This window comes from Fructilactobacillus carniphilus (genome assembly GCF_024029675.1).
Classification (GTDB): Bacteria; Bacillota; Bacilli; order Lactobacillales; family Lactobacillaceae; genus Fructilactobacillus; species Fructilactobacillus carniphilus.
In genome coordinates, this window is sequence record NZ_CP097121.1 from 123820 (window position 1) to 146481 (window position 22662).

39 protein-coding genes are annotated in these 22662 nt (G+C 43.7%); all 39 read left to right on the forward strand.

The window, feature by feature from the left end; all coding sequences use genetic code 11:
• Positions 1–155 precede the first annotated feature (155 nt).
• The 39 genes from rpsL (at position 156) to M3M37_RS00780 (ending at position 22648) form a co-directional block, all read left to right on the forward strand.
• On the forward strand, positions 156–575 hold the full coding sequence (rpsL, locus tag M3M37_RS00590; RefSeq protein ID WP_252795270.1) for a 30S ribosomal protein S12: 420 nt from the start codon (positions 156–158) through the stop codon (positions 573–575).
• A 26-nt stretch (positions 576–601) separates the two neighbouring features.
• A complete protein-coding gene (gene rpsG / locus M3M37_RS00595) occupies positions 602–1072 on the forward strand; it encodes a 30S ribosomal protein S7 (RefSeq protein WP_252766877.1) in 471 nt (156 codons plus the stop codon).
• Between the two features lie 85 nt (positions 1073–1157).
• Positions 1158–3251, forward strand: coding sequence for an elongation factor G (gene fusA, locus M3M37_RS00600; protein ID WP_252795271.1), 2094 nt, complete (start codon positions 1158–1160; stop codon positions 3249–3251).
• 270 nt (positions 3252–3521) lie between these two features.
• Positions 3522–3830 carry a 30S ribosomal protein S10 gene (gene rpsJ / locus M3M37_RS00605; RefSeq protein ID WP_252766880.1) on the forward strand — a complete coding sequence of 103 codons (309 nt, stop codon included), beginning with the start codon at positions 3522–3524 and terminating at the stop codon, positions 3828–3830.
• Positions 3831–3859: 29 nt separating this feature from the next.
• Positions 3860–4495, forward strand: coding sequence for a 50S ribosomal protein L3 (rplC, locus tag M3M37_RS00610; protein ID WP_252766881.1), 636 nt, complete (start codon positions 3860–3862; stop codon positions 4493–4495).
• Between the two features lie 18 nt (positions 4496–4513).
• Positions 4514–5137, forward strand: coding sequence for a 50S ribosomal protein L4 (rplD, locus tag M3M37_RS00615; RefSeq protein ID WP_252795272.1), 624 nt, complete (start codon positions 4514–4516; stop codon positions 5135–5137).
• On the forward strand, positions 5137–5424 hold the full coding sequence (gene rplW / locus M3M37_RS00620; RefSeq protein ID WP_252795273.1) for a 50S ribosomal protein L23: 288 nt from the start codon (positions 5137–5139) through the stop codon (positions 5422–5424). The genes rplD and rplW overlap by 1 nt, the downstream gene beginning before the upstream one ends.
• Before the next feature lie 24 nt (positions 5425–5448).
• Entirely contained in the window at positions 5449–6294 is an 846-nt protein-coding gene (rplB, locus tag M3M37_RS00625; protein ID WP_252795274.1) for a 50S ribosomal protein L2, read from the forward strand.
• 49 nt (positions 6295–6343) lie between these two features.
• Complete coding sequence (gene rpsS / locus M3M37_RS00630) at positions 6344–6619, forward strand: 30S ribosomal protein S19 (RefSeq protein ID WP_252766886.1); 276 nt, start codon at positions 6344–6346, stop codon at positions 6617–6619.
• A 15-nt stretch (positions 6620–6634) separates the two neighbouring features.
• Entirely contained in the window at positions 6635–6991 is a 357-nt protein-coding gene (gene rplV, locus M3M37_RS00635) for a 50S ribosomal protein L22 (RefSeq protein ID WP_252795275.1), read from the forward strand.
• A 3-nt stretch (positions 6992–6994) separates the two neighbouring features.
• Positions 6995–7657, forward strand: coding sequence for a 30S ribosomal protein S3 (gene rpsC, locus M3M37_RS00640; RefSeq protein WP_252766888.1), 663 nt, complete (start codon positions 6995–6997; stop codon positions 7655–7657).
• A gap of 2 nt (positions 7658–7659) precedes the next feature.
• Entirely contained in the window at positions 7660–8094 is a 435-nt protein-coding gene (gene rplP, locus M3M37_RS00645; protein WP_252766889.1) for a 50S ribosomal protein L16, read from the forward strand.
• A complete protein-coding gene (gene rpmC / locus M3M37_RS00650; RefSeq protein WP_252766890.1) occupies positions 8084–8278 on the forward strand; it encodes a 50S ribosomal protein L29 in 195 nt (64 codons plus the stop codon). Before rplP ends, rpmC begins: the two co-directional genes overlap by 11 nt.
• Before the next feature lie 28 nt (positions 8279–8306).
• Positions 8307–8573 (forward strand): 30S ribosomal protein S17, encoded by a 267-nt coding sequence (gene rpsQ / locus M3M37_RS00655; protein ID WP_252795276.1) that lies wholly within the window; start codon positions 8307–8309, stop codon positions 8571–8573.
• A 57-nt stretch (positions 8574–8630) separates the two neighbouring features.
• Complete coding sequence (gene rplN / locus M3M37_RS00660; RefSeq protein ID WP_252766892.1) at positions 8631–8999, forward strand: 50S ribosomal protein L14; 369 nt, start codon at positions 8631–8633, stop codon at positions 8997–8999.
• A gap of 34 nt (positions 9000–9033) precedes the next feature.
• Complete coding sequence (rplX, locus tag M3M37_RS00665) at positions 9034–9342, forward strand: 50S ribosomal protein L24 (protein WP_252766893.1); 309 nt, start codon at positions 9034–9036, stop codon at positions 9340–9342.
• Positions 9343–9373: 31 nt separating this feature from the next.
• Positions 9374–9916: a 50S ribosomal protein L5 gene (gene rplE / locus M3M37_RS00670; RefSeq protein WP_252766894.1), complete on the forward strand. Its 543-nt coding sequence runs from the start codon at positions 9374–9376 to the stop codon at positions 9914–9916.
• Between the two features lie 11 nt (positions 9917–9927).
• Positions 9928–10113: a type Z 30S ribosomal protein S14 gene (locus tag M3M37_RS00675; protein ID WP_252750528.1), complete on the forward strand. Its 186-nt coding sequence runs from the start codon at positions 9928–9930 to the stop codon at positions 10111–10113.
• Positions 10114–10145: 32 nt separating this feature from the next.
• Positions 10146–10544, forward strand: a complete 399-nt coding sequence (gene rpsH, locus M3M37_RS00680) for a 30S ribosomal protein S8 (protein WP_252795277.1) — start codon at positions 10146–10148, stop codon at positions 10542–10544.
• 31 nt (positions 10545–10575) lie between these two features.
• Positions 10576–11115 carry a 50S ribosomal protein L6 gene (gene rplF / locus M3M37_RS00685; RefSeq protein WP_252795278.1) on the forward strand — a complete coding sequence of 180 codons (540 nt, stop codon included), beginning with the start codon at positions 10576–10578 and terminating at the stop codon, positions 11113–11115.
• A gap of 31 nt (positions 11116–11146) precedes the next feature.
• Entirely contained in the window at positions 11147–11503 is a 357-nt protein-coding gene (gene rplR, locus M3M37_RS00690; RefSeq protein WP_252766897.1) for a 50S ribosomal protein L18, read from the forward strand.
• Between the two features lie 21 nt (positions 11504–11524).
• On the forward strand, positions 11525–12028 hold the full coding sequence (rpsE, locus tag M3M37_RS00695) for a 30S ribosomal protein S5 (RefSeq protein WP_252766898.1): 504 nt from the start codon (positions 11525–11527) through the stop codon (positions 12026–12028).
• 13 nt (positions 12029–12041) lie between these two features.
• Positions 12042–12227: a 50S ribosomal protein L30 gene (rpmD, locus tag M3M37_RS00700; protein ID WP_252795279.1), complete on the forward strand. Its 186-nt coding sequence runs from the start codon at positions 12042–12044 to the stop codon at positions 12225–12227.
• 30 nt (positions 12228–12257) lie between these two features.
• On the forward strand, positions 12258–12689 hold the full coding sequence (rplO, locus tag M3M37_RS00705) for a 50S ribosomal protein L15 (RefSeq protein WP_252795280.1): 432 nt from the start codon (positions 12258–12260) through the stop codon (positions 12687–12689).
• On the forward strand, positions 12689–14002 hold the full coding sequence (gene secY / locus M3M37_RS00710) for a preprotein translocase subunit SecY (protein ID WP_252795281.1): 1314 nt from the start codon (positions 12689–12691) through the stop codon (positions 14000–14002). Before rplO ends, secY begins: the two co-directional genes overlap by 1 nt.
• Positions 14003–14020: 18 nt before the next feature.
• Complete coding sequence (locus M3M37_RS00715; RefSeq protein WP_252795886.1) at positions 14021–14674, forward strand: adenylate kinase; 654 nt, start codon at positions 14021–14023, stop codon at positions 14672–14674.
• 106 nt (positions 14675–14780) lie between these two features.
• Positions 14781–14999 (forward strand): translation initiation factor IF-1, encoded by a 219-nt coding sequence (gene infA / locus M3M37_RS00720; RefSeq protein ID WP_252766902.1) that lies wholly within the window; start codon positions 14781–14783, stop codon positions 14997–14999.
• A 26-nt stretch (positions 15000–15025) separates the two neighbouring features.
• Positions 15026–15145 carry a 50S ribosomal protein L36 gene (gene rpmJ / locus M3M37_RS00725; RefSeq protein ID WP_252795282.1) on the forward strand — a complete coding sequence of 40 codons (120 nt, stop codon included), beginning with the start codon at positions 15026–15028 and terminating at the stop codon, positions 15143–15145.
• Positions 15146–15171: 26 nt separating this feature from the next.
• Positions 15172–15522 carry a 30S ribosomal protein S13 gene (rpsM, locus tag M3M37_RS00730; RefSeq protein ID WP_252795283.1) on the forward strand — a complete coding sequence of 117 codons (351 nt, stop codon included), beginning with the start codon at positions 15172–15174 and terminating at the stop codon, positions 15520–15522.
• A 27-nt stretch (positions 15523–15549) separates the two neighbouring features.
• Positions 15550–15936: a 30S ribosomal protein S11 gene (gene rpsK, locus M3M37_RS00735; RefSeq protein ID WP_252766904.1), complete on the forward strand. Its 387-nt coding sequence runs from the start codon at positions 15550–15552 to the stop codon at positions 15934–15936.
• 60 nt (positions 15937–15996) lie between these two features.
• Positions 15997–16953 (forward strand): DNA-directed RNA polymerase subunit alpha, encoded by a 957-nt coding sequence (locus M3M37_RS00740; RefSeq protein ID WP_252795284.1) that lies wholly within the window; start codon positions 15997–15999, stop codon positions 16951–16953.
• A 22-nt stretch (positions 16954–16975) separates the two neighbouring features.
• Positions 16976–17356, forward strand: a complete 381-nt coding sequence (rplQ, locus tag M3M37_RS00745; protein WP_252766906.1) for a 50S ribosomal protein L17 — start codon at positions 16976–16978, stop codon at positions 17354–17356.
• A gap of 166 nt (positions 17357–17522) precedes the next feature.
• Positions 17523–18347 (forward strand): energy-coupling factor transporter ATPase, encoded by an 825-nt coding sequence (locus M3M37_RS00750; protein ID WP_252795285.1) that lies wholly within the window; start codon positions 17523–17525, stop codon positions 18345–18347.
• Positions 18326–19186, forward strand: coding sequence for an energy-coupling factor transporter ATPase (locus M3M37_RS00755; protein WP_252795286.1), 861 nt, complete (start codon positions 18326–18328; stop codon positions 19184–19186). Before M3M37_RS00750 ends, M3M37_RS00755 begins: the two co-directional genes overlap by 22 nt.
• Positions 19183–19980, forward strand: coding sequence for an energy-coupling factor transporter transmembrane component T family protein (locus M3M37_RS00760; protein WP_252795287.1), 798 nt, complete (start codon positions 19183–19185; stop codon positions 19978–19980). The genes M3M37_RS00755 and M3M37_RS00760 overlap by 4 nt, the downstream gene beginning before the upstream one ends.
• Complete coding sequence (gene truA / locus M3M37_RS00765; RefSeq protein ID WP_252795288.1) at positions 19981–20781, forward strand: tRNA pseudouridine(38-40) synthase TruA; 801 nt, start codon at positions 19981–19983, stop codon at positions 20779–20781. It begins immediately after the preceding gene.
• A gap of 124 nt (positions 20782–20905) precedes the next feature.
• The gene (gene rplM, locus M3M37_RS00770; protein WP_252795289.1) at positions 20906–21349 is read left to right on the forward strand and encodes a 50S ribosomal protein L13; all 444 of its coding nucleotides are present in this window, start codon (positions 20906–20908) and stop codon (positions 21347–21349) included.
• A gap of 13 nt (positions 21350–21362) precedes the next feature.
• The gene (rpsI, locus tag M3M37_RS00775; protein WP_252750509.1) at positions 21363–21755 is read left to right on the forward strand and encodes a 30S ribosomal protein S9; all 393 of its coding nucleotides are present in this window, start codon (positions 21363–21365) and stop codon (positions 21753–21755) included.
• 89 nt (positions 21756–21844) lie between these two features.
• Positions 21845–22648 (forward strand): hypothetical protein, encoded by an 804-nt coding sequence (locus M3M37_RS00780; protein ID WP_252795290.1) that lies wholly within the window; start codon positions 21845–21847, stop codon positions 22646–22648.
• The last annotated feature ends 14 nt before the right edge of the window (positions 22649–22662 follow it).

Here is a 22662-nt window from a genome sequence, read left to right on the forward strand (position 1 = left end):
AAGGAGAAATACGCAAGTTCAGTTGACATCCATTCTGCACCGTGGTATTCTACTCATTGTGCTTATAAATGTTAAGCGATTTTTTTATCCCAAAAAATGGTTCACCTGGATGTGTGGACTTACAACTCAAATTTTACGAAAGGAGGACTTTTTAGATGCCTACAATTAACCAATTAGTTAGAAAAGGTCGTAAATCTAGAAGTTCTAAATCAAAGTCCCCAGCTTTGGGCTTTGGTTACAACAGTTACAAGAAGAAACCAACTCGCAACTCTTCACCACAAAAACGGGGAGTTGCTACCCGTGTGGGTACGATGACACCAAAGAAGCCTAACTCTGCTTTGCGGAAATACGCTCGTGTGCGTCTTTCTAACTTGTACGAAGTTACGGCTTACATTCCTGGTATCGGTCACAACTTGCAAGAACATAGTGTGGTCTTAATCCGTGGTGGTCGTGTTAAGGATTTGCCTGGGGTTCGTTACCACGTTATTCGTGGTGCGCTTGATACTGCCGGAGTTCAAGATCGTCGTCAAGGACGTTCGAAGTACGGTACAAAGCGGCCTAAGGACAAGAAATAAATCGACTAATTGAGGAGGACCTTTAGATGCCTAGAAAAGGAAAAGTTCAACAACGCGAAATCCTTCCTGATCCAATCTATAACTCAAAGTTGGTTTCAAAGTTAATCAACCACTTGATGTTAGATGGTAAGCGAGGAACTGCATCAGAAATCTTATATGGTGCATTCGAAGAAATCAAGGACCAAACTGGTAACGATCCAGTGGAAGTTTTTGAAGAAGCAATGAAAAACGTAATGCCAGTGCTAGAAGTTAAGGCACGGCGGGTTGGTGGATCAAACTACCAAGTTCCGATCGAAGTTCGTCCCAACCGGAGAACTACTTTAGGTTTACGTTGGATCGTAAGTTACGCTCGGCTTCGTGGTGAACACACCATGACGGAACGGCTTGCAAAAGAAATTATCGATGCTTCCAATAATACTGGAGCAGCAGTTAAGAAACGGGAAGATACCCACAAGATGGCCGAAGCCAACCGGGCTTTCGCTCACTACCGTTGGTAATCAGCTGCTGATTACAGGTTGGCAAGGCGAGTGGCTAATTATTTAGCCACTTTTTTCGAATGTTTAAAAATTAAAGGAGTTTAAAATGGCTAACAAACGTGCATTTCCGTTAGACAAAACCCGTAATATCGGGATCGTAGCCCACATTGATGCTGGGAAAACGACCACCACGGAACGGGTTTTGTACTACACGGGTCGCATTCACAAAATTGGTGAAACCCATGATGGTGCTTCGCAAATGGATTTCATGGAAGAAGAAAAAGAACGGGGAATTACCATCCAATCCGCCGCAACCACGGCGCAATGGAAGGGTTACCGGGTTAACATCATCGATACTCCAGGACACGTGGACTTCACTGCCGAAGTGGAACGTTCTCTTCGGGTACTTGATGGTGGAATCGTGGTAATGGATGGTGAAGCCGGAGTTGAACCTCAGACTGAAACGGTTTGGCGTCAATGTTCTGACTTTAGTGTTCCTCGGATCGTGTTCATCAACAAGATGGACAAGATGGGGGCTGACTTTGACTGGTCCGTGCAAACCATCAAAGATCGTTTACACGCTAATGCCGTTCCGGTTCAAGTTCCGATTGGTGCTGAATCAGACTTCGAAGGGGTCATTGACCTTGTAACGATGAAGGCATACGTGTACGACGAAGATAAAGAAGGAGAAAACTGGGATACGGTTGAAATCCCAGCTGACTACCAAGAAAAGGCTCAAGCAGCTCGTGAAAGCATGATTGAAGCCGTTGCCGACGTTGATGATGACGTAATGGGCAAGTTCTTGGAAGGGGAAGAAATCACCGAAGAAGACATCAAAGCCGGAATTCGTCGGGCTACTTTGAACTTGGAACTTTACCCAGTTTACGCTGGATCTGCTTACAAGAACAAAGGGGTTCAAATGATGATGGACGGTGTGATTGACTACCTCCCATCTCCATTGGAAGTTCGTCCTTACATGGCCACTGACCCAGAAAACGACGACGCTCAAGTTGAAGTTCGGGCTGATGACAAAGGACCTTTCGCTGCCTTGGCCTTCAAGATTATGACGGACCCATACGTTGGTCGGTTAACCTTTATTCGGGTTTACCGGGGAACTTTGGAATCTGGTTCGTACATCTTGAATGCAACGAAGGACAAGCGGGAACGGGCCGGTCGGTTAGTGCAAATGCACTCTGACCAACGGCAAGAAATCCCAGAAGTATTCTCTGGTGATATCGCTGCTACCATTGGTTTGAAGAACACCACGACTGGTGACTCTTTGACGGACGTTGACCACCCACTGATTTTAGAATCAATGGAATTCCCAGAACCAGTGATCCAAGTTTCGATCGAACCAAAGACCAAGGCCGACCAAAACAAGATGAACACTGCTTTACAAAAACTGTCTGAAGAAGACCCAACTTTCCAAGCCAACACTGATCCAGAAACGGGTCAAACGATTATTGCCGGAATGGGTGAATTACAGTTGAACATCATTATCGAACGGATGCGCCGTGAATTCGGTGTGGATGCTTCGATTGGTGCTCCACAAGTTGCTTACCGGGAAGCATTTGGCAAGCAAGTTAGTGCCGAAGGTAAGTTCGTTCGTCAATCTGGTGGTAAAGGTCAATATGGTGATGTTTACATTGAATTTACGCCCAATGCCGAAGGTGAAGGCTTCGAATTTGAAGACGCCATCGTCGGTGGGGTAGTTCCTCGTGAATACATTCCATCAGTTGAACAAGGTCTAAAAGAAGCCATGGAAAACGGTGTCTTAGCTGGTTACCCATTGATTGACTTGAAAGCCAAGTTATACGATGGTAGTTACCATGATGTCGATTCTAGTGAAGCAGCCTTCAAGATTGCCGCTTCATTGGCATTGCGTGAAGCTGCTAAGAAAGCCGATCCAAAGATCTTGGAACCAATCATGAAGGTTGATATCCGAGTTCCAGAAGAATACATGGGTGATGTAATGGGCCAAGTTACTGCTCGTCGTGGTAACATCGAAGGAATGGAAGCTCGTGATGGTGCCGAAGATATTCACGCCATGGTTCCATTGGCTGAAATGTTTGGATACGTGACGGACTTACGTTCTGCTACCCAAGGTCGGGGAACGTTTACAATGTCATTTGACCACTACACGGCCGTTCCTAAGAACATCCAAGAAGACATTATTAAACAAAACGGTGGAGAAGCTTAAGCCAAAGTTACTCTGCTAAGGAAAAAGTTTTACAAGCATTTTGCTTGTAAAACTTTTTTTGTTTATTCGGGGAAAACCCTTGAAATATCAGCGTTTATCAAGTAAGATGGAATAGTGCTTAAATTTGTGGGGTCAGTGTGCCCTCAAATAAGCGAGAATAGCGATGATGTAGAAGGTTGCGGCACACCCGGCCGCTTTGCCATGGCAGATGCGCCGGTAATTTCTACGGAGTTAGTCAATTTTTGGAAAAGAGACGAAGGAGGGATAATTATGGCAAAAGAAAAAATTCGGATCCGTTTAAAGGCTTACGAACACCGTAGTTTAGATCAAGCTGCGGACAAGATCGTAGCAACGGCACAAAGAACTGGGGCAACGATTTCTGGCCCAATTCCATTGCCAACTGAACGAGCTTTATACACTGTGTTGGCATCACCATTTAAATACAGTAAGGCCCAAGAACAATTTGAAATGTTAACCCACAAACGGTTAATCGACATTTTGAACCCCACTCCCAAGACGGTCGACTCATTAATGAAGTTAGACTTGCCTAGTGGTGTGGATATCGAAATCAAACTTTAATTTAATTACAAAACATTGGAGGTGTACTCATGACCAAAAAAGGAATCTTAGGGAAAAAGGTCGGGATGACCCAAGTTTTTACCGATAACGGGGAATTAGTTCCAGTTACGGTAGTTGACGTTACGCCCAACGTTGTCTTACAAGTTAAGAACAACGAAACGGACGGTTACGAAGCAATTCAACTTGGATTTGACGACAAACGTTCAGTATTAAGCAACAAGCCTGAACAAGGTCATGTAAAAAAGGCAAATACTACTCCTAAGCGCTTCATTCGTGAAATCAGCGATGTCGACTTGGGAGACTACAAAGTTGGTGACGAAGTTAAGGCTGACACATTCGCAGCCGGTGACATCGTTGACGTTACGGGTACTACTAAAGGTCATGGTTACCAAGGTAACATCCACAAAGATGGTCAACGTCGTGGACCTACTACTCACGGTTCTCGTTACCACCGTCGTCCTGGTTCATTAGGGGTTATCATCAACCGAGTTGTTAAAGGAATGAAATTACCTGGCCGGATGGGTAACAAGACAGTTACCATTCAAAACCTGGAAATCATTAAAGCCGATGTTGATAATAACGTTTTATTGATCAAAGGAAACGTTCCAGGTGCTAACAAGACGCTAGTTACGGTCAGAACGGCTGCTAGCGAATCCAGAAAATAAGGAAAGGAGGAACCGTAAATGACAAGCGTATCATTATACAAACAAGATGGAAGCAAAAATGGTGAAGTTGAATTAAACGAAGCCATTTTCAACATTGAACCCAATGAATCCGTTGTCTTTGACACGGTTGTAATGCAACGTGCTTCACTCCGTCAGGGAACAAACGGGACTAAGTCTCGGGGACAAGTTCGCGGTGGTGGAAAGAAGCCATGGAGACAAAAGGGAACTGGTCGGGCTCGGCAAGGATCAATCCGTTCACCACAATGGGTTGGTGGAGGAGTTGTCTTTGGACCACAAGCTCGTTCATACAGCTACCACCTTCCAAAGAAGGTTACTCGATTAGCCGTTAAATCAGTTCTATCCGAAAAAGTTGCTAACGGTGATTTACTCGTAGTTGATTCTTTAAACTTTGATACTCCAAAGACCAAAGAATTCGCTAACTTGTTGAAGAATCTTGATGCAGCTACGAAGACGCTGGTAGTTTTGGAAGACGATAACGAAAACGCTGTTCGTTCGGCACGTAACATTGATAACGTTAAGGTTATTAGTGGTAAAGGGGTTAACACCTTAGACGTCTTGAACAGTAAGAAAGTTATCATCACCAAGGCTGCCCTTTCTCAAGTAGAGGAGGTGCTCGCATAATGGATGCACGAGATATCATTTTACGTCCGGTGATTACCGAAGCTTCAACTGACCGGATGGACGAAAAGAAATACACGTTTGACGTTGATTTACGAGCAAACAAAAACCAAGTTCGCGACGCTGTGGAAACAGTTTTTGGCGTTAAAGTTAAAAAAGTGAACTTGATGAACGTTCGCGGAAAAGAAAAACGTCAAGGTCGTTACGTTGGTTTCACCAAGAAACGCAAAAAAGCAATCGTAACGTTAACCAATGATTCAGACGAAATTAAATTATTCTCTGAAGAATAAATCATAGAATAGGAGGGAAACAACGTGGCTTTAAAGAAATATAAACCAACCACTAACGGTCGTCGTAACATGACTAGTATTGATTACAGTCAAATTACTACGAACAAGCCAGAAAAGAGTTTAGTAACCGCTAACTCTAAGACTGCCGGCCGGAATAACTCTGGTCGCATGACTGTTCGTCACCGTGGTGGTGGAAACAAACACAAGTACCGTGTGATTGATTTCAAGCGGAACCATGATGATGTTCCTGCAACTGTAAAAACGATCGAATATGATCCTAACCGGAGTGCTAACATTGCTTTGGTAGTTTACGAAGATGGGATTAAATCATACATCTTAGCACCAAAAGGCTTGAAGGTCGGAGATGTCATCGAATCTGGTAAAGATGCTGACATCAAGATCGGAAACGCCTTAGCTTTACAAGACATTCCTGTGGGAAGTACCATTCACAACATCGAATTAAAACCAGGTAAGGGTGGACAATTAGCTCGTTCTGCTGGTAACTCTGCTCAATTGTTGAGTAACGAACCAGGTAGCAAGTACTCATTGGTTAAACTTCCTTCTGGTGAAGTTCGGATGATCCTCTCCGTTTGCCGAGCTACAATCGGAACGGTTGGAAACGAAGAACATTCCTTAATTAACTGGGGTAAAGCTGGTCGGACTCGTTACCGTGGTCAAAGACCTCACGTTCGTGGATCAGTAATGAACCCTAACGATCACCCCCATGGTGGTGGGGAAGGGAAAGCCCCAGTTGGTTACCCATCTCCTTTATCTCCATGGCACAAGAAGACGGTCGGAAAGAAAACGCGGAAGAAGTCTGCACGTTCAACTAAGTTTATTGTCCGTCGTCGTAAAGGTTCGAAGATGTAATTTCGTTACATCTTAAGTACAACAAGTACACGAAGAGGAGGTTTCATTAATGAGTCGTAGTTTAAAAAAGGGCCCTTTTGCCGATCAATCGCTCTTAAAGAAGATTGACGCGCAAAAAGACCAAGAAAAGAAAACGGTTATCAAGACTTGGTCACGCCGTTCAACTATTTTCCCAAGTTTCATTGGATACACTATCTCAGTTTACAACGGTAGAACCCACGTCCCAGTTTACATTCAAGAAGACATGGTAGGCCACAAACTTGGTGAATTCGTACCAACTCGGACATTCCACGGGCATGGAAATACCGATAAGAAAACTGTATAACAAGGAGGATATCTAATGGCTGAACAAGTTACATCAGCAAAAGCAATCGCTAGAACTGTTCGCATTGCCCCTCGTAAGGTCCGCCTTGTTTTAGATCTTATTAGAGGCAAGAACGTTGCAGAAGCAACTTCGATTCTGAAGTTCACCCCTCGTGGTGCATCTCCAGTTGTGGAAAAAGTGTTGCACTCTGCCGTTGCTAACGCAGAAAACAACTTTGATCTTGATGGTCAAAACCTGGTTGTAAGCGAAGCTTATGCCGACGAAGGACCAACCTTAAAACGGTTCCGTCCCCGGGCAAAAGGTTCTGCTTCTCCGATTAACAAACGTACTAGTCACATCACAATCGTAGTATCAGAAAAGAAGGAGGGATAGAACATGGGTCAAAAAATTAATCCTAATGGTTTACGAATTGGTGTTACCCGTGGTTGGCAAGCTCAATGGTTTGCAAATGACGATAAATTCGCTTCATACTTAAATGAAGATTTGAAGATTCGTGGCTACCTCGAAAAACGGTTAGCGGACGCTTCTGTGTCAGAAATTGACATCGAACGGGCTGCTAAACGGGTTAACATCTCCATCCACACTGCTAAGCCAGGAATGGTAATTGGTAAGGGTGGTTCCGAAGTCGAAAGCCTTCGGCAAGCCTTAAACAAATTAACGGGTCGTCGGGTTCACATCAACATTGTGGAAATTAAGAAGCCAGACTTAGAAGCTGACTTAGTTGGTGAAAACATTGCTCGTCAACTTGAAGGCCGGGTTGCATTCCGTCGGGCGATGCGTGGTGCCATGAAGGGTGTTATGCGTGCCGGTGCTACCGGAGTTAAGACTCAATCAGCCGGTCGTTTGAACGGAGCTGACATGGCTCGAATCGAAAGTTATTCCGAAGGTCGAGTTCCACTGCACACTTTACGGGCAGATATCGATTACTCATGGAACGAAGCTCACACTACTTACGGATCAATCGGAGTTAAAACTTGGATTAACCGTGGTGAAGTTTTACCTGACAAACCTGAGGAAAATCGCAAGGGAGGTAAGTAAACATGCTTGTACCAAAACGTGTTAAGCACCGTCGTGAACACCGTGGTAAGTTACGCGGTCACTCTAAAGGCGGAAACAGCGTTGCTTTCGGTGAATATGGTTTACAAGCCATTGATTCACATTGGATTACTAACAGACAAATTGAAGCTTGCCGGATCGCCATTACCCGTTGCATGAAGCGTGGTGGGAAAGTTTGGATTAAAATCTTCCCCCAAAAGTCATACACGGAAAAAGGGATTGGTGTTCGAATGGGTAAAGGTAAAGGTAGTCCAGCTGGATGGGTTGCCCCAGTTAAGCGCGGAAAGATTCTTTTCGAAGTTGCTGGTGTTAACGAAGAAACAGCTATCAAAGCCTTAACTTTAGCTTCAAACAAGTTGCCAATTCGTACTAAGATTATTAAACGTGAGGAAGTAGGTGGCGAATCAAATGAAGGCTAAAGAAATCAGTAAATTAACCACTGACGAAATGTTGGCTAAGGAACAAGATTACAAAAAAGAATTGTTTAATCTTCGTTTTCAATTAGCCACTGGTCAATTAGAAAACACCGCTCGTTTGAGAACTGTCCGGAAAACAATCGCCCGGCTCAAAACAGCTTTGCGGCAAAAGGAATTGAACAAGTAAGAATCCGAAAAAAGGAGGGTTTATTTAGATGAGCACAGAACGTAATGAACGTAAACGTTACAGAGGTCGCGTTGTTTCTGACAAAATGGACAAAACCATTACCGTTGCCGTAGAAACGACAAAGACTCATCCTACTTATGGAAAACGGATTAAGTACACAAAGAAGTACAAAGCTCGTGACGAAGACAATCGTGCTAAGGTAAACGATATTGTTGAAATCATGGAAACGCGTCCACTATCAAAAACGGTCCACTTCCGTCTCGTTGACGTTGTTGAAGAAGCTATCATCATCTAGCTTTGTGTCATTTTGATCGTATTCTGATTTTAAAGTTGAAGGGAGGACACACTTACCATGATCCAACAAGAAAGTCGTTTAAAGGTTGCTGATAACTCTGGAGCCCGTGAACTCTTAACTATCAAAGTTTTAGGTGGTTCACGAGTTCGTTACGCCGGTACTGGTGATGTAATTGTTGCTACTGTTAAACAAGCAACACCAGGTGGCGTTGTCAAAAAAGGGGACGTCGTTAAAGCCGTAATCGTAAGAACTAAAGCTGTTTCTCGTCGTAACGATGGTTCTTACATTCGTTTTGATGAAAACGCCGCCGTTTTAATTAATGATGACAAGAGCCCGAAAGGTACCCGTATTTTTGGACCGGTTGCTCGTGAATTACGGAACAACAATTTTATGAAGATCGTTTCATTAGCGCCCGAAGTACTCTAAAACCAATTCACAAAAATAAGGAGGTGCCAGATTAATGTTCTTGAAAACTGGTGACAAAGTTCGTGTGATCGCAGGTAAAGACAAGGGTAAAGATGGAAACATCACCAAGGTCATTGCTGCCGATAACCGCGTAGTTGTTGAAGGAATCAACAAAGTAAAACAACACAAAAAAGCTTCCCAAGGTAACCCCCAAGGTGGAGTTTTTGACGTTGAAGCACCAATTAACGCATCTAACGTCATGTTAATCGACCCATCAACTAACGAACCAACTCGGGTTGGCATCGAAGTTAAAGATGGTAAAAAAGTTCGTATTTCAAAGAAATCACACAAAGCAATCGACTAACGATTGTCAGTGAAAGGAGGAAACAATTCGCATGTCTACTCGTTTAGAAGAAAGATATAAGAAAGAAATTCTCCCAGCACTAGTAGAAAAATTCAACTATTCATCAATTATGCAAGGACCAAAACTTGAAAAAATTGTTTTGAATATGGGTGTTGGTGATGCTGTAACAAATTCCAAGAACTTAGATGAGGCTGTTAACGAACTGACTCTAATTTCTGGTCAAAAGCCTTTGGTTACTAAGGCAAAGAAATCCATCGCTGCTTTCCGGCTGCGTGAAGGAATGCCAATCGGGGCTAAAGTTACCTTACGAGGTGACAAAATGTACGACTTCTTGGACAAATTAATTAACGTTTCGTTACCACGAGTTCGTGACTTCCACGGGGTTCCTAACCGTTCTTTTGATGGACGCGGGAACTACACGTTGGGAATCAAGGAACAATTAATTTTCCCAGAAATCAACTACGATGATGTTAACCGGGTTCGCGGTTTAGATATCGTCCTAGTTACTACCGCTGAAACTGATGAAGAAGGCCACGAATTGCTCAAACAATTTGGCATGCCTTTTGCTAAATAGGAGGTTTTAATTTGGCTAAAAAATCAATGGTAGAAAAGAACAAGCGTCCAGCTAAGTTCTCTACTCAAAACTACACTCGTTGCGAACGTTGTGGTCGACCTCGTGCGGTTTACCAAAAGTTCCACTTATGCCGAGTTTGCTTACGGCAACTTGCTCACCGGGGTCAAATTCCTGGCATGAAGAAAGCTAGTTGGTAGAAAAAACAAACTAAAAGGGAGGTTCCACGCTTATGGCAATGACAGATCCAATTGCAGATTTTTTAACTCGAATTCGGAATGCCAACATGGCACGCCATGCTTCGGTTGATGTACCTGCATCTAAAATCAAAGGTAATATTGCTGAAATCTTGATGCGCGAAGGATTTATCAGTCGAGTAGAATACATCGAAGACGATAAACAAGGCGTAATTCGAGTGTACCTTAAATATGGTAAGAACAACGAACGGGTTATTTCCGGCTTAAAACGGATTTCTAAACCAGGTTTACGTTCTTACGTTAAATCAGATGATGTTCCGAAGGTCTTAAATGGTTTAGGAATCGCAATCATCTCAACTTCAAACGGAGTTATTACTGATAAAGAAGCTCGCGACAAAAAAGTCGGTGGCGAAGTGTTAGCTTACGTTTGGTAATCATTACACAAGAAATGGAGGTGTTTAACAGATGAGTAGAATTGGTTACAAAACAGTTGTAATTCCTGAAGGAGTTACTGTAACTCGTGACGGTGATCAAGTGACCGTTAAGGGTCCTAAGGGTGAATTAACCCAAACTTTCTCTCCATTAGTGGAAATGAAAGTGGAAGGTAACGAAGTTAATTTTGAACCCACTGGTAAGTACGACAACAAGGAACGTGCTATGCACGGAACTTCTCGGGCTAACTTCAATAACATGATTGAAGGGGTCGCCAACGGCTTCAAGAAAAACTTGAAATTAGTTGGGGTTGGTTACCGGACGCAATTAAAGGGTAAGACGTTAATCTTAAACGTTGGTTACTCAAACCCAGTTGAAGTTCCCCTTCCAGAAGACTTAGACGTTAAGGTTCCTGACAACACCACGATTGAAATCGAAGGAATCAACAAGCAACACGTTGGAGACTTTGCAGCCAAAGTTCGTGCCATTCGTTCTCCAGAACCATACAAGGGTAAAGGAATTCGTTACGAAGGCGAACACATTGTGCTTAAAGAAGGTAAGACTGGTAAGTAGTTTTTAAATTGATAATATAGAGGTGACTATTTTGATTACAAAACCAAGCAAGAACAAAACACGAAAAGTAAGACATGCTCGTGTTCGTAGTAAAATTGCTGGTACTGCTGAGTGCCCACGTTTAGACGTTTTCCGTTCTAACAAAAACATCTACGCTCAAGTTATTGATGACGTAGCGGGTGTAACGCTAGCTAGTGCCTCAACTCTTGACAAAGAAGTAACTGGAAGCAACAAAACCGAACAAGCTGCTAGTGTTGGGAAGTTAGTTGCTGAACGGGCCGCTGCCAAAAACATCAAAAAAGTTGTTTTTGACCGTGGTGGTTACTTATACCATGGTCGTGTGGCTGCCTTAGCTACGGGCGCTCGCGAAAATGGACTCGAATTTTAATCAAAGGAGGAAGACACGCGCATGGCTAAATTTATTGATCCGAACAAATTGGATTTAGATGATAACGTAGTTGCCATCAACCGAATTACTAAGGTTGTTAAAGGTGGACGTCGGTTACGGTTTGCTGCCTTAGCCGTAGTTGGTGACAAAAATGGTCACGTTGGTTTCGGAACGGGGAAAGCCCAAGAAGTTCCAGAAGCCATCCGGAAGGCTGTTGAAGCTGCTAAAAAGAACCTGATCGAAGTTCCAATCGTGGGAACGACCATTCCTCACGAAATTCTGGGAGTTTACGGCGGGGGTAAGATTTTATTAAAACCTGCTGAAGAAGGTTCTGGAGTAGCCGCTGGTGGTGCTGTTCGTGCCGTTATGGACTTAGCCGGAATCAACGATGTTACTAGTAAACGACTTGGTTCTGACACTGCTATCAACGTTATCCGGGCAACTTTCGAAGGCCTTAAGGGTCTAAAGAGCGCCGAAGAAGTTTCTGAACTTCGTGGTGTTTCTGCTGACCACTTAGCTGAATAAGGAGGAGATACAGATGGCTCAATTAAAGATTACTTTAGTTCACAGTGCTGCTCATCGTCTTCCCAAGCAACGTAAGATTGTGGAAGCCTTAGGATTAGGTCGAATTAACAGTAGTGTGATCAAGCCTGATAATGCAGCCACTCGGGGAGCATTGTTCAAAATTGCTCACTTGATTGAAGTGGAACAGGTTAAAGATTAATTACATTTAAAGTAAGAGGAGGTGCAATTCATGAAGTTAGACGAATTAAAAGCTGCTGCAGGTTCTCGTGCCAGCCGGACTCGTAAGGGTCGTGGTCTTGGAAGTAAAGGTAAGACTTCTGGTCGAGGACAAAAAGGGCAAAAAGCTCGTGGCAAGACCCGTTTAGGTTTTGAAGGGGGTCAAATGCCATTGTACCGTCGGATTCCAAAACGTGGTTTCACAAACATTAACCGCAAGGACATTGTGATTGTGAATGTGAACGAATTAAACGCTTTTGACAACGGTGCAGAAGTAACTCCTGAAGCATTGGTAGAAACGGGAATTATCCGGAACCTGAAGGACGGAGTAAAAATCCTTGGTAACGGTCAACTGGACAAGAAGTTAACTGTTCAAGCAAATAAATTCTCAGCAACTGCTAAACAAGCAATTGAAAATGCCGGCGGTAAAGCTGAGGTGATCTAATGTTATCAACCTTAAAAAGTGCCTTTCAGGACAAGAGCATTCGGAACAAAATTTTGTTCACGCTGTTAGTTCTTGCCGTTTTTCGGCTGGGCGCTTACATTACAGTCCCTGGAATTAACGCGAAAGCACTTCAAGAAGTCGCTTCTTCAGGGTTAGTTAACGTTTTGAACATGTTCAGTGGTGGAGGTTTGACGAATTATTCCATCTTTGCAATGGGAGTCTCGCCTTATATTACTGCACAAATTGTGGTTCAGTTATTACAAATGGACATCGTGCCAAAATTCGTTGAATGGGGGAAGCAAGGTGAAGTTGGTCGGCTTAAGCTGGACAAGGTCACCAAGCGACTAACGATTGTGTTAGCCTTTGCCCAATCAATTGGAATTACAGCCGGGTTTAACGCTTTAAGTAGTTTAAACCTGGTAAAAAACCCTGGAATTATGACTTACATTAGCATCGGTCTGATTTTAACGGCTGGAACCATGCTGACCACCTGGATGGGTGATATGATCACCGATAAAGGGGTTGGTCAAGGGGTTTCTATGATTATTTTTGCCGGGATTGTGGCCAACATCCCGACTGGATTTGAAAGCATCTACCGGGAATACGTGCAAGGCACGCCGATGGATCAAATCTGGAAGCCAGTGCTCTTCTTGGGCGCTTTAGTCATTGTGATGTTAATTGTGGTTACGTTTGTTACCTGGGTGCAACAAGCGGAACGGCGAATTCCAATTCAATATACCCGCCGGGCGGCTGGATCTGCTAAATCTAGTTACTTACCACTTAAAGTGAACGTAGCGGGAGTGATTCCCGTGATCTTCGCGAGTGCCTTTATTTCAACACCGCAAACTATTTTGATGTTCTTTACGAAGAACTATAGTGATGCTGGTTGGTTCCAATTCATGACCAAACTGTTTAACATGCAAACTCCAATGGGAGCGACCTTTTATACCATTTTAATCGTGGTCTTTACGTTCTTCTACGCCTTTGTTCAGGTAAATCCCCAGAAGCTAGCTGAAAACTTGCAAAAGCAAGGTAGCTATATTCCCGGAGTTTGGCCCGGCAAAGGAACCCAGGACTATATTTCTCGTTTATTGATGCGGTTAAGTACAATTGGAGCACTATTCTTAGGAATTGTTTCGATTATTCCCTTAATTGCGCAAAACGTCTGGAATTTAAATAGCTCCATTGGGTTAGGGGGAACGAACCTCCTAATTATCGTCGGAGTAACGATTGAATTCATGAACCAGATTAAAGGATTAACGATGCGGCAAGAATACACTGGATTTATTCGGAATGATTCAGACGCAAAGTAGGAGGACGATGGAATGTCAATGAATTTGTTAATTATGGGTCTTCCCGGTGCCGGGAAAGGAACCCAAGCAGATTTTATTGTTGAGAAGTATGGGATTCCTCATATTTCCACCGGAGACATCTTCCGGGCGGCCATTAAACAACAAACACCGTTGGGGGTTAAAGCCCAAGGGTATATTGATCAAGGGGAATTAGTTCCTGATGATGTAACCTGTGGAATTGTGGAAGAACGGTTGCAACAACCAGACACGGAATCCGGTTACCTGTTAGATGGATTTCCCCGGACGATTGTTCAGGCAGAACAATTAGAAAAGATGACGCAGAAATTAGCTAAGCCATTGGATGCGGTGTTAAACGTTGATGTTGCTCCGGATACTTTGGTGGAACGACTTTCTGGTCGGTTCATTTGTAAGAACTGTGGTGCTACTTATCATAAATTGTACAAAAAACCTCGAGTTGAAGGTACGTGTGATGTTTGTGGTGGACATGCCTTTTATCAACGGAGCGATGATAAACCGGAAACCGTTAAGAATCGGTTAGAAGTTAATTTAAAGATGAATACCCCTTTAATTGACTTTTACTCACAACGCAACTTGTTGCACACGGTGAACGGAAATCAACCAATCGCAGATGTTACGCAGGAAATCAACCAAGTTCTGTCTGATCTTCATTAACAAATAACAGCTTCGTTGTCGAATCACCGCTAATATGCTATATTGGTAGGTATTGATAACGGTTTTTGGAACAGAACTTGATGGATTTAATTTTTGGAGGATTGTTGTGGCGAAAGACAACGTAATTGAAATTGAAGGAAAAATTACTGAAACACTACCCAATGCAATGTTTCGAGTAGAACTGGAAAACGGGCACGAAATTTTAGCCCATGTTTCTGGGAAAATTAGAATGCATTACATTAAGATACTTCCAGGAGACCGTGTAACTGTTGAAATGTCACCATATGATTTAACTAAGGGTCGCATTACTTATCGATTTAAGTAAGACCTTTTATCTAGGAGGGTTATAAAATGAAAGTAAGACCATCAGTCAAAAAAATGTGCGAAAACTGCAAAATCATTAAGCGGAAAGGCCGCGTAATGATTATTTGCTCAGCTAACGCTAAGCACAAGCAACGCCAAGGAAAATAATCACTATATAGAGGAGGTGGACATTAATGGCTCGTATTGCCGGAGTAGATTTACCACGTAACAAGCGTGTTGTCATTGCCCTTACTTACATTTACGGAATTGGGAACACAACTGCCCAAAAAGTATTGAAACAAGCTGGGGTTTCAGAAGACGTTCGGACACAAGACTTAACTCCTGAACAAGAAGATAAGATCCGGGTAGCGATCGACGACTACACCATCGAAGGTGACTTACGTCGTGAAGTTAGCATGAACATCAAACGGTTGTCAGAAATCGGTTCGTACCGTGGATTACGTCACCGTCGTGGTTTGCCTTCTAGAGGTCAACACACTAAGAACAACGCTCGGACCAGAAAAGGTAAGAGAACGAAAAAATAATAATTAAAAAGGAGGTTATCAGTCCCTATGGTTAAGAAAAATACTCGCAAGCGTAAAGCAAGAAAGCACGTTGAATCTGGTGTGGCTCACATTCACTCAACGTTCAACAACACCTTGGTTATGATTACTGACGTTCAAGGAAACGCGATTGCTTGGTCATCAGCTGGTGCATTAGGTTTCCGTGGTAGTCGTAAATCCACTCCATTTGCTGCTCAAATGGCTGCTGAAGCAGCTGCAAAGGCCGCAATGGAACATGGTATGAAGACTGTGGAAGTTTCAGTTAAGGGTCCTGGTTCAGGTCGTGAATCTGCAATTCGGGCTTTACAAACTACTGGTCTGGAAGTTGCCGCAATTCGTGACGTTACTCCAGTTCCTCATAACGGTTGCCGTCCTCCAAAACGTCGTCGAGTTTAATATTAATGCAAGCTCATTTTGTAATGGACTCAACGCTGTTTGAAGGGGGTAGAGGTTAGAATGATTGAGTTTGAAAAGCCAAACATTCATAAAATTGAAGAAACAAATAACTATGGTGAAGTAGTTGTAGAACCATTAGAACGTGGTTATGGAACAACCTTAGGGAACTCGTTACGGCGGGTTTTGCTAGCTTCTTTACCAGGCGCTGCAGTTACCAGTGTTCAAATTGATGGTGTTTTACACGAATTTTCAACTGTTAAAGGTGTCACAGAAGATGTGACAAAAATCATTTTGAACTTGAAAAAGTTGAAGTTGAAAATCGATGGTGACGACGATCAGAACGAAACTCATACGATGAGTATCAACGTAACTGGTCCGGCCGATGTAACCGGAGCCGATTTAGCAACCGATAGTGATACAACGGTTCTAAATCCTGATTTACACATCGCAACGGTTGCTGAAGGTGCCACCTTACACATGACGGTCACGGCCAACAAGGGTCGCGGTTATGTCTCAGCTGAAGAAAACAAGGCTAGAAATGACGATATGCCCATTGGTGTGCTACCAGTCGATTCTATCTATACCCCAATCGAACGTGTTAACTATCAAGTTGAAGACACGCGTGTTGGACAGCGTGATGACTTCGATAAATTGACTCTCGATGTTTGGACTAATGGTTCAATTACTCCTTCTGAAGCGATTAGTTTAGCTGCCAAAGTGTTATCACAACACTTGGAAATGTTCGTGGACTTGACCGACAAGGCCCAACAAGCTAACGTCATGGTGGAAAAAGAAGAAAGCCATAAAGAAAAAATGCTCGAAATGTCAATTGAAGAACTGGATCTTTCCGTTCGTTCTTACAATTGTTTGAAACGGGCTGGAATTAATACCGTCCAAGAATTAACTGATAAATCTATGGCTGATATGATGAAAGTTCGGAACTTGGGACGCAAGTCACTGGAAGAAATCGAACAGAAGTTAGAAGCACTTGGATTATCATTTCGGAAAGAAGACTAATTAAAAAAGGAGGCTCCCACTTATGAGTTATCGTAAATTTGGTCGCGAATCAGGCCCTCGTCGTGCTATGCTTCGTAACTTAACTACTGACTTAATTGTTAACGATCGGATTGAAACCACGGAAGCAAAAGCTAAGACGGTTCGTTCTTTAGCTGAACAAATGGTGACATTAGGTAAGAAGGGTGATTTAGCTGCTCGTCGGCGTGCTGCTGCTTACTTACAAAACCAAATTGCTGACGTTCAAGAAGACGGAGATGACATCAAAGTTACGACGGCATTGCAAAAATTATTTGACGAAATTGCACCTAAGTACCAAGATCGTCAAGGTGGTTACACTCGGATTTTGAAGACCATGCCCCGTCGCGGTGATGGTGCCCAAATGGTTATCTTAGAATTCGTTTAATGGTAACGAACCACTAATTTCATATTTTCACTGAATCACTAAGGTTGAGGTATAAAGCGTTATGATGATGGAAGGTCCAAGTCTAGCTTGAATGTGGTCTAACCATGCGCCTCAATCTTTTAGTGATTTTTTTATACATAAATTTAAGCTAAAAGAGGTGTGAGCGATGCAACCAAAAATTGAATTTCAGGATGTGGATTTTTCCTACCAGCCCGAGGTCCCGGTGCTAAAGCACGTTTCGTTTCAAGTGCAGCCGGGCCAAACGGTGGCGCTGGTGGGTGCCAACGGGAGCGGGAAAAGCACGATTGCTAAGTTACTAACCGGCTTGTTGACGCCCAATCATGGTTCGATTTTGGTTGATCAAATCACCCTCACACCGCAAAATATGGCGGAACTGCGCCAACGCATCGGATTAGTCTTTCAGAATCCCGATGATCAAATTGTCGGGGCAACCGTTGCCGAAAATACGGCCTTTGGACTGGAAAATCGTAACGTTCCTCGTCCGGAGATGCAACGACGGGTCCAAACGGCATTAGAGCAGGTCGAAATGTGGGAGTACCGGGATCGTGAACCGGGACTCCTGTCGGGTGGGCAAAAGCAACGGGTTGCTTTGGCTAGTGCCTTGGCCATTACGCCCGAAATTTTGATTTTGGACGAAGCGACGAGCATGTTGGATCCGCAAGCCAAGCAGGAATTGAACCAGATCATTCAACGCCTCCAACAGCAAGCAGGTTTAACCATCATCTTAATTACGCACGACTTAGAGATGCTGGCGTTGGCAGAGCGAGTGATTGCGCTCGATCAGCAACAGGTGGCGTTCACGGGCACGGCCGCCGAGTTGTTTCGTCAGGAAGATTTGCTAATGCGCATGCAGCTGGAACTTCCCTTTAGTTTACAGGTGCAACGTGATTTAGCCGCCCAGCAGGTGCCACTCCCTGCTACCGATTTAAACGAAAAGGAATTGATTGTATGGCTCACCAAGTTACTTTAAAACACGTTAACTATACCTATGGCGAAAAGACGCCCGTAGTGCACCAAGCCTTACGCGACGTTAGTTTAACTGTGGAGCAGGGTGACTTTGTGACCATCATTGGGACGACCGGGAGTGGAAAGTCGACGCTGATTAAGCTCCTAAATGGACTCCAGTTTGCCCAATCAGGCACGGTGGAGGTATTAGGGGTAACTTTGCATCCCAAGGTGAAAGCAGCTGCTTTAAAGCAACTGCGTTCCCAGGTGGGGATGGTGTTTCAATCCCCTGAACAGCAACTTTTTGCTGATAGCGTCTTGCAGGACGTCCAATTTGGCCCGCTGAACTTTGGCGCCAGTCCTACGGAAGCCGAGCAGCAAGCCCGGGCTAGTTTAGATCAAGTCGGGATCCCAACTGAATTGTTGGATCGTTCACCCTTTGAACTTTCTGGCGGTCAGATGCGGCGGGTCGCGATTGCCGGTGTATTAGCCAGCCAACCACGGGTATTAGTCTTAGACGAGCCCACGGTTGGCTTGGATGGGCGGGGACGTCGTTCCATTTTGGAAATGTTGCGGCGCTTAAACCAGGAACACCACATCACGATTATTATGATTACTCACGAGATGGACATTGTGGCGCGGTACGCACAACGGGTGGTCGTGATGAAGCATGGTCGGATTGAACAGGATACGACACCCCGTCAGTTCTTTCAAACCACCCAGAACCAGTTTGTGTTACCCGGCGCCGTTCGAGTGGGACGGGCGCTACAAGCTAATGGGGTTGCTTTTGATCAGCTGCCGTTAACGCGTCGCGAGCTGGTGGCAAGCATCGTGCACCGGTTAGCAAAGGGGGGAACGGCATGAACCACATGGTCTTTGGAAACTATTTGCCGGGCCATTCCCTGCTGCACCGTTTGCACCCAACTGGTAAAATTATCGGCTTAGTGTCGTTGATTACTTGGACCTTATTAGCCAATAACTGGGCCAATTACGCCGTGCTAACCGTGGTAATTCTAGCGTTAGTGAAAATGGCCCAGGTGCCGTTTGGAATGCTCTTCTCGTCGCTCCGTCCCTTTGTGTGGCTAATCGCGTTTACCGTCTTGATTCAGCTTGGATTTGGGCACGGCGGAACAACATACTGGCACTGGGGTCCCTTGAACGTGACCAGCGTTGGTGTGACCACGGCCGGATTGATTTTTGTCCGGTTTCTACTGATTATCGTTGTGGCCATGCTCCTGACGGTGACAACTTCCCCCAATGCGATTGCAAAAGGGGTGGAAACGTTCCTCACGCCGTTGAAAAAGCTGGGGGTACCGGTGGCAATGATTGGGATCATGTTGTCAATTGCGCTTCGGTTCATTCCGACGCTTTTGTCCGAAATGCAGACGATTATGAACGCGCAACGCTCGCGGGGCGTGGTCTTTAACGGTGGTAGTCTTTGGCAACGGGTTAAAAACGTGTTGTCGCTGATTATTCCGTTGCTGGTGTCGGCCTTTCGCCATGCGGATAACCTGGCGGATGCGCTGGGCGCGAGTGGCTATGATGCCAGTCAACCGCGGAGTAGTTATTATCAATACCAATGGCACCTTTTGGACACGCTGGCGTTAGTGGGCGTTTTTCTGATTGGGGTCCTGGTAGTGGGATTGCGAGGGGTGTAGATGACACAACGTTATAAGATTACGTTTGCCCACGACGGCACGCAGTTTGCCGGCTTTCAGCGCCAACCACACCAACGGACCGTGGAGGGCGTGCTCACTAAAATTGTGAACCAGATGGCTAAGCAGCCGGATGGAACGTTGGGAGTTTACGGTTCGGGTCGGACTGACTCCGGCGTGCATGCCCTAGCGCAGGTCGCTCATTTTGACTTCCCGTTTCCGATTCCCGCTGACAAGATGTTGAAGGGTCTCAACAGCATGTGTCCCTTAGACATTCAGATTAAGGACGTGGAAATTGTCTCGGATACTTTTCATGCCCGTTATGACGTGACCGGTAAGAAGTATCTGTACCGGTTGTCGTTAGGGCCATTTACCGACCCATTCAAGCGTTTCTATACTGCGCACTGGCGCTTTCCGTTGGATTTTGCGCGGATGGAAACGGCGATTCAGGACTTGGTCGGCACCCATAACTTTGCGTCGTTTGTGGCGTCCGGTGCCAAACCCGGCAGTCGGGTGCGCACCATCTTTAGTACCAAAGCGATTAATGACGAAGCCAATCATGAGATTCAGTTGGAATTCTATGGTGACGGCTTTATGTACAATCAGGTTCGGATTATGACCGCGGCCCTGGTTGAAATTGGGATGAAGAAACGACCGGTTAATGACATTCAGCGCTTGCTAGCCATCCAGGATCGGCAGCAGGCGCGATTAACGATGCCGGCCCATGGCTTATTTTTAGAACGTGTTTATTACCCAGGGGATGATCCAGAACACAGCGAAAAAAAGCACCCAGTTCGGGATTAATTCCGTGAATAGATTGACATTCCGGGGGATTATTTGTATTATGGTAGTTGGTATTGTTTGCCCCACATAAGCCCCGGAAACTTATAAGGTGTCGAACAAACACAGAAACATGGAGGAAGAAAAAGTGCGTACAACATACATGGTTAAGCCCGGTGAAATTGAACACAAATGGTACATCATTGACGCAGCAGGCGTTCCTTTAGGTCGTCTTGCTAGTGTTACTGCTTCAGTTTTACGCGGTAAAAACAAACCCACATACACACCACACGTTGACTCTGGTGACCACGTCATTATTATCAACGCTTCAAAAGTGGCTTTAACGGGTCACAAAGCAAAAGATAAGATGCACTACCACCACACTCAATACATTGGTGGGATTAAGCAAGAATCATTTGGCATGTTACGCGAAGAAAAGCCAGCTAAGTTAATTGAGCAATCCGTAAAAGGAATGCTTCCTCATGGTACATTAGGACGTAAGATTGCTAAGAAACTTCACGTTTATGCAGGTGAAGAACACAAAAATGATGCTCAAAAACCCGAAGTTTTAGATATTAACAACCTAATTTAAGGAGGAAACACAATTGGCTAAAGTACAATATACTGGCACAGGTCGCCGTAAAGATTCAGTTGCTCGTGTACGCTTAGTACCTGGTACTGGTAAAGTAATCGTCAACAAACGCGATGTTGAAGATTACATTCCATTCCCAAACTTGCGTGAAGTTATTTTACAACCATACAACGTTACGGAAACGCTCGGTAACTACGATACGTTAGTTAACGTAAATGGTGGTGGATTCTCAGGTCAAGCCGGTGCAATCCGTCTCGGAATTGCTCGTGCTTTACTCGAAGTAGATCCTGACTTCCGTGAAGCTTTGAAGACTGCTGGTCTGTTAACTCGTGACCCACGGATGAAAGAACGGAAGAAGCCAGGTCTTAAGAAAGCTCGTAAGGCTGGTCAATTCTCAAAACGTTAAGATTATATTCAATCTTATTTTGGACACTCACACGTTGGTGTGGGTGTTTTTTTGTTATAATTAAACTAAAAATTTTGGAGTGAATAGTTATGTATTTTATCTTGCATGAATTTTTTGATTATATCTATAAATTAATCCTTCCATTATTTCCATCAATTTTTGGTTCGTTATTTGGGCTCATTCCCGTTGTTATATCAATTATTAATAATAATAGACAAATTGCTAATTCTATTAGTAACAATAATAAGCAAATTAAAAATTCAATTAATAATACCGATAAGCAAATTGCTGATACACGTGAAAGTCAATTCATGAAAAGCAGGCCATTTTTTTTAATTCGATTTAGAAAGGATAGGATACGTTATGGTAATCCCGAAAATAGGGGTGACAGACGCAATAGACTTTATATTACTTCACAGCGATACCTAAAAAAAGATGAATATTTAAAATTTGAAGTTGAAAAAATTAGAAGTAAATTATTAGAAAAACAAGATTTGAATGCAAATATGATACCTATTAACAATGTATCTAATAAAGAGATGATTGCTGTTCAAATTATAGCTAAATATGAACATGAAGAGGAAGTATTTAAAATAGATTTAATACCGCCCAGAACTGAATTGTTTTTAATTAGTAAATATTATATATTGGATTCAGTAGACAAATTTAAAGAATTGAGATACATAAATATATATTTTTTAAATGAACTTAGAGAACAGCAAGGATTATTTTTTAGTATAGATAGATCTACCTATGGATTTGCATGCAATGAGAACCTTAAATATGAAAAAACTAAAACTTATTTAGAAAATAAGACTAAAGATAAAAATTTGTATGAATATGATTTTGTTGGATTTGAGGAAACAGAAAGACTACACAGGAAAAAAGTATAATAATTGGGAGATGG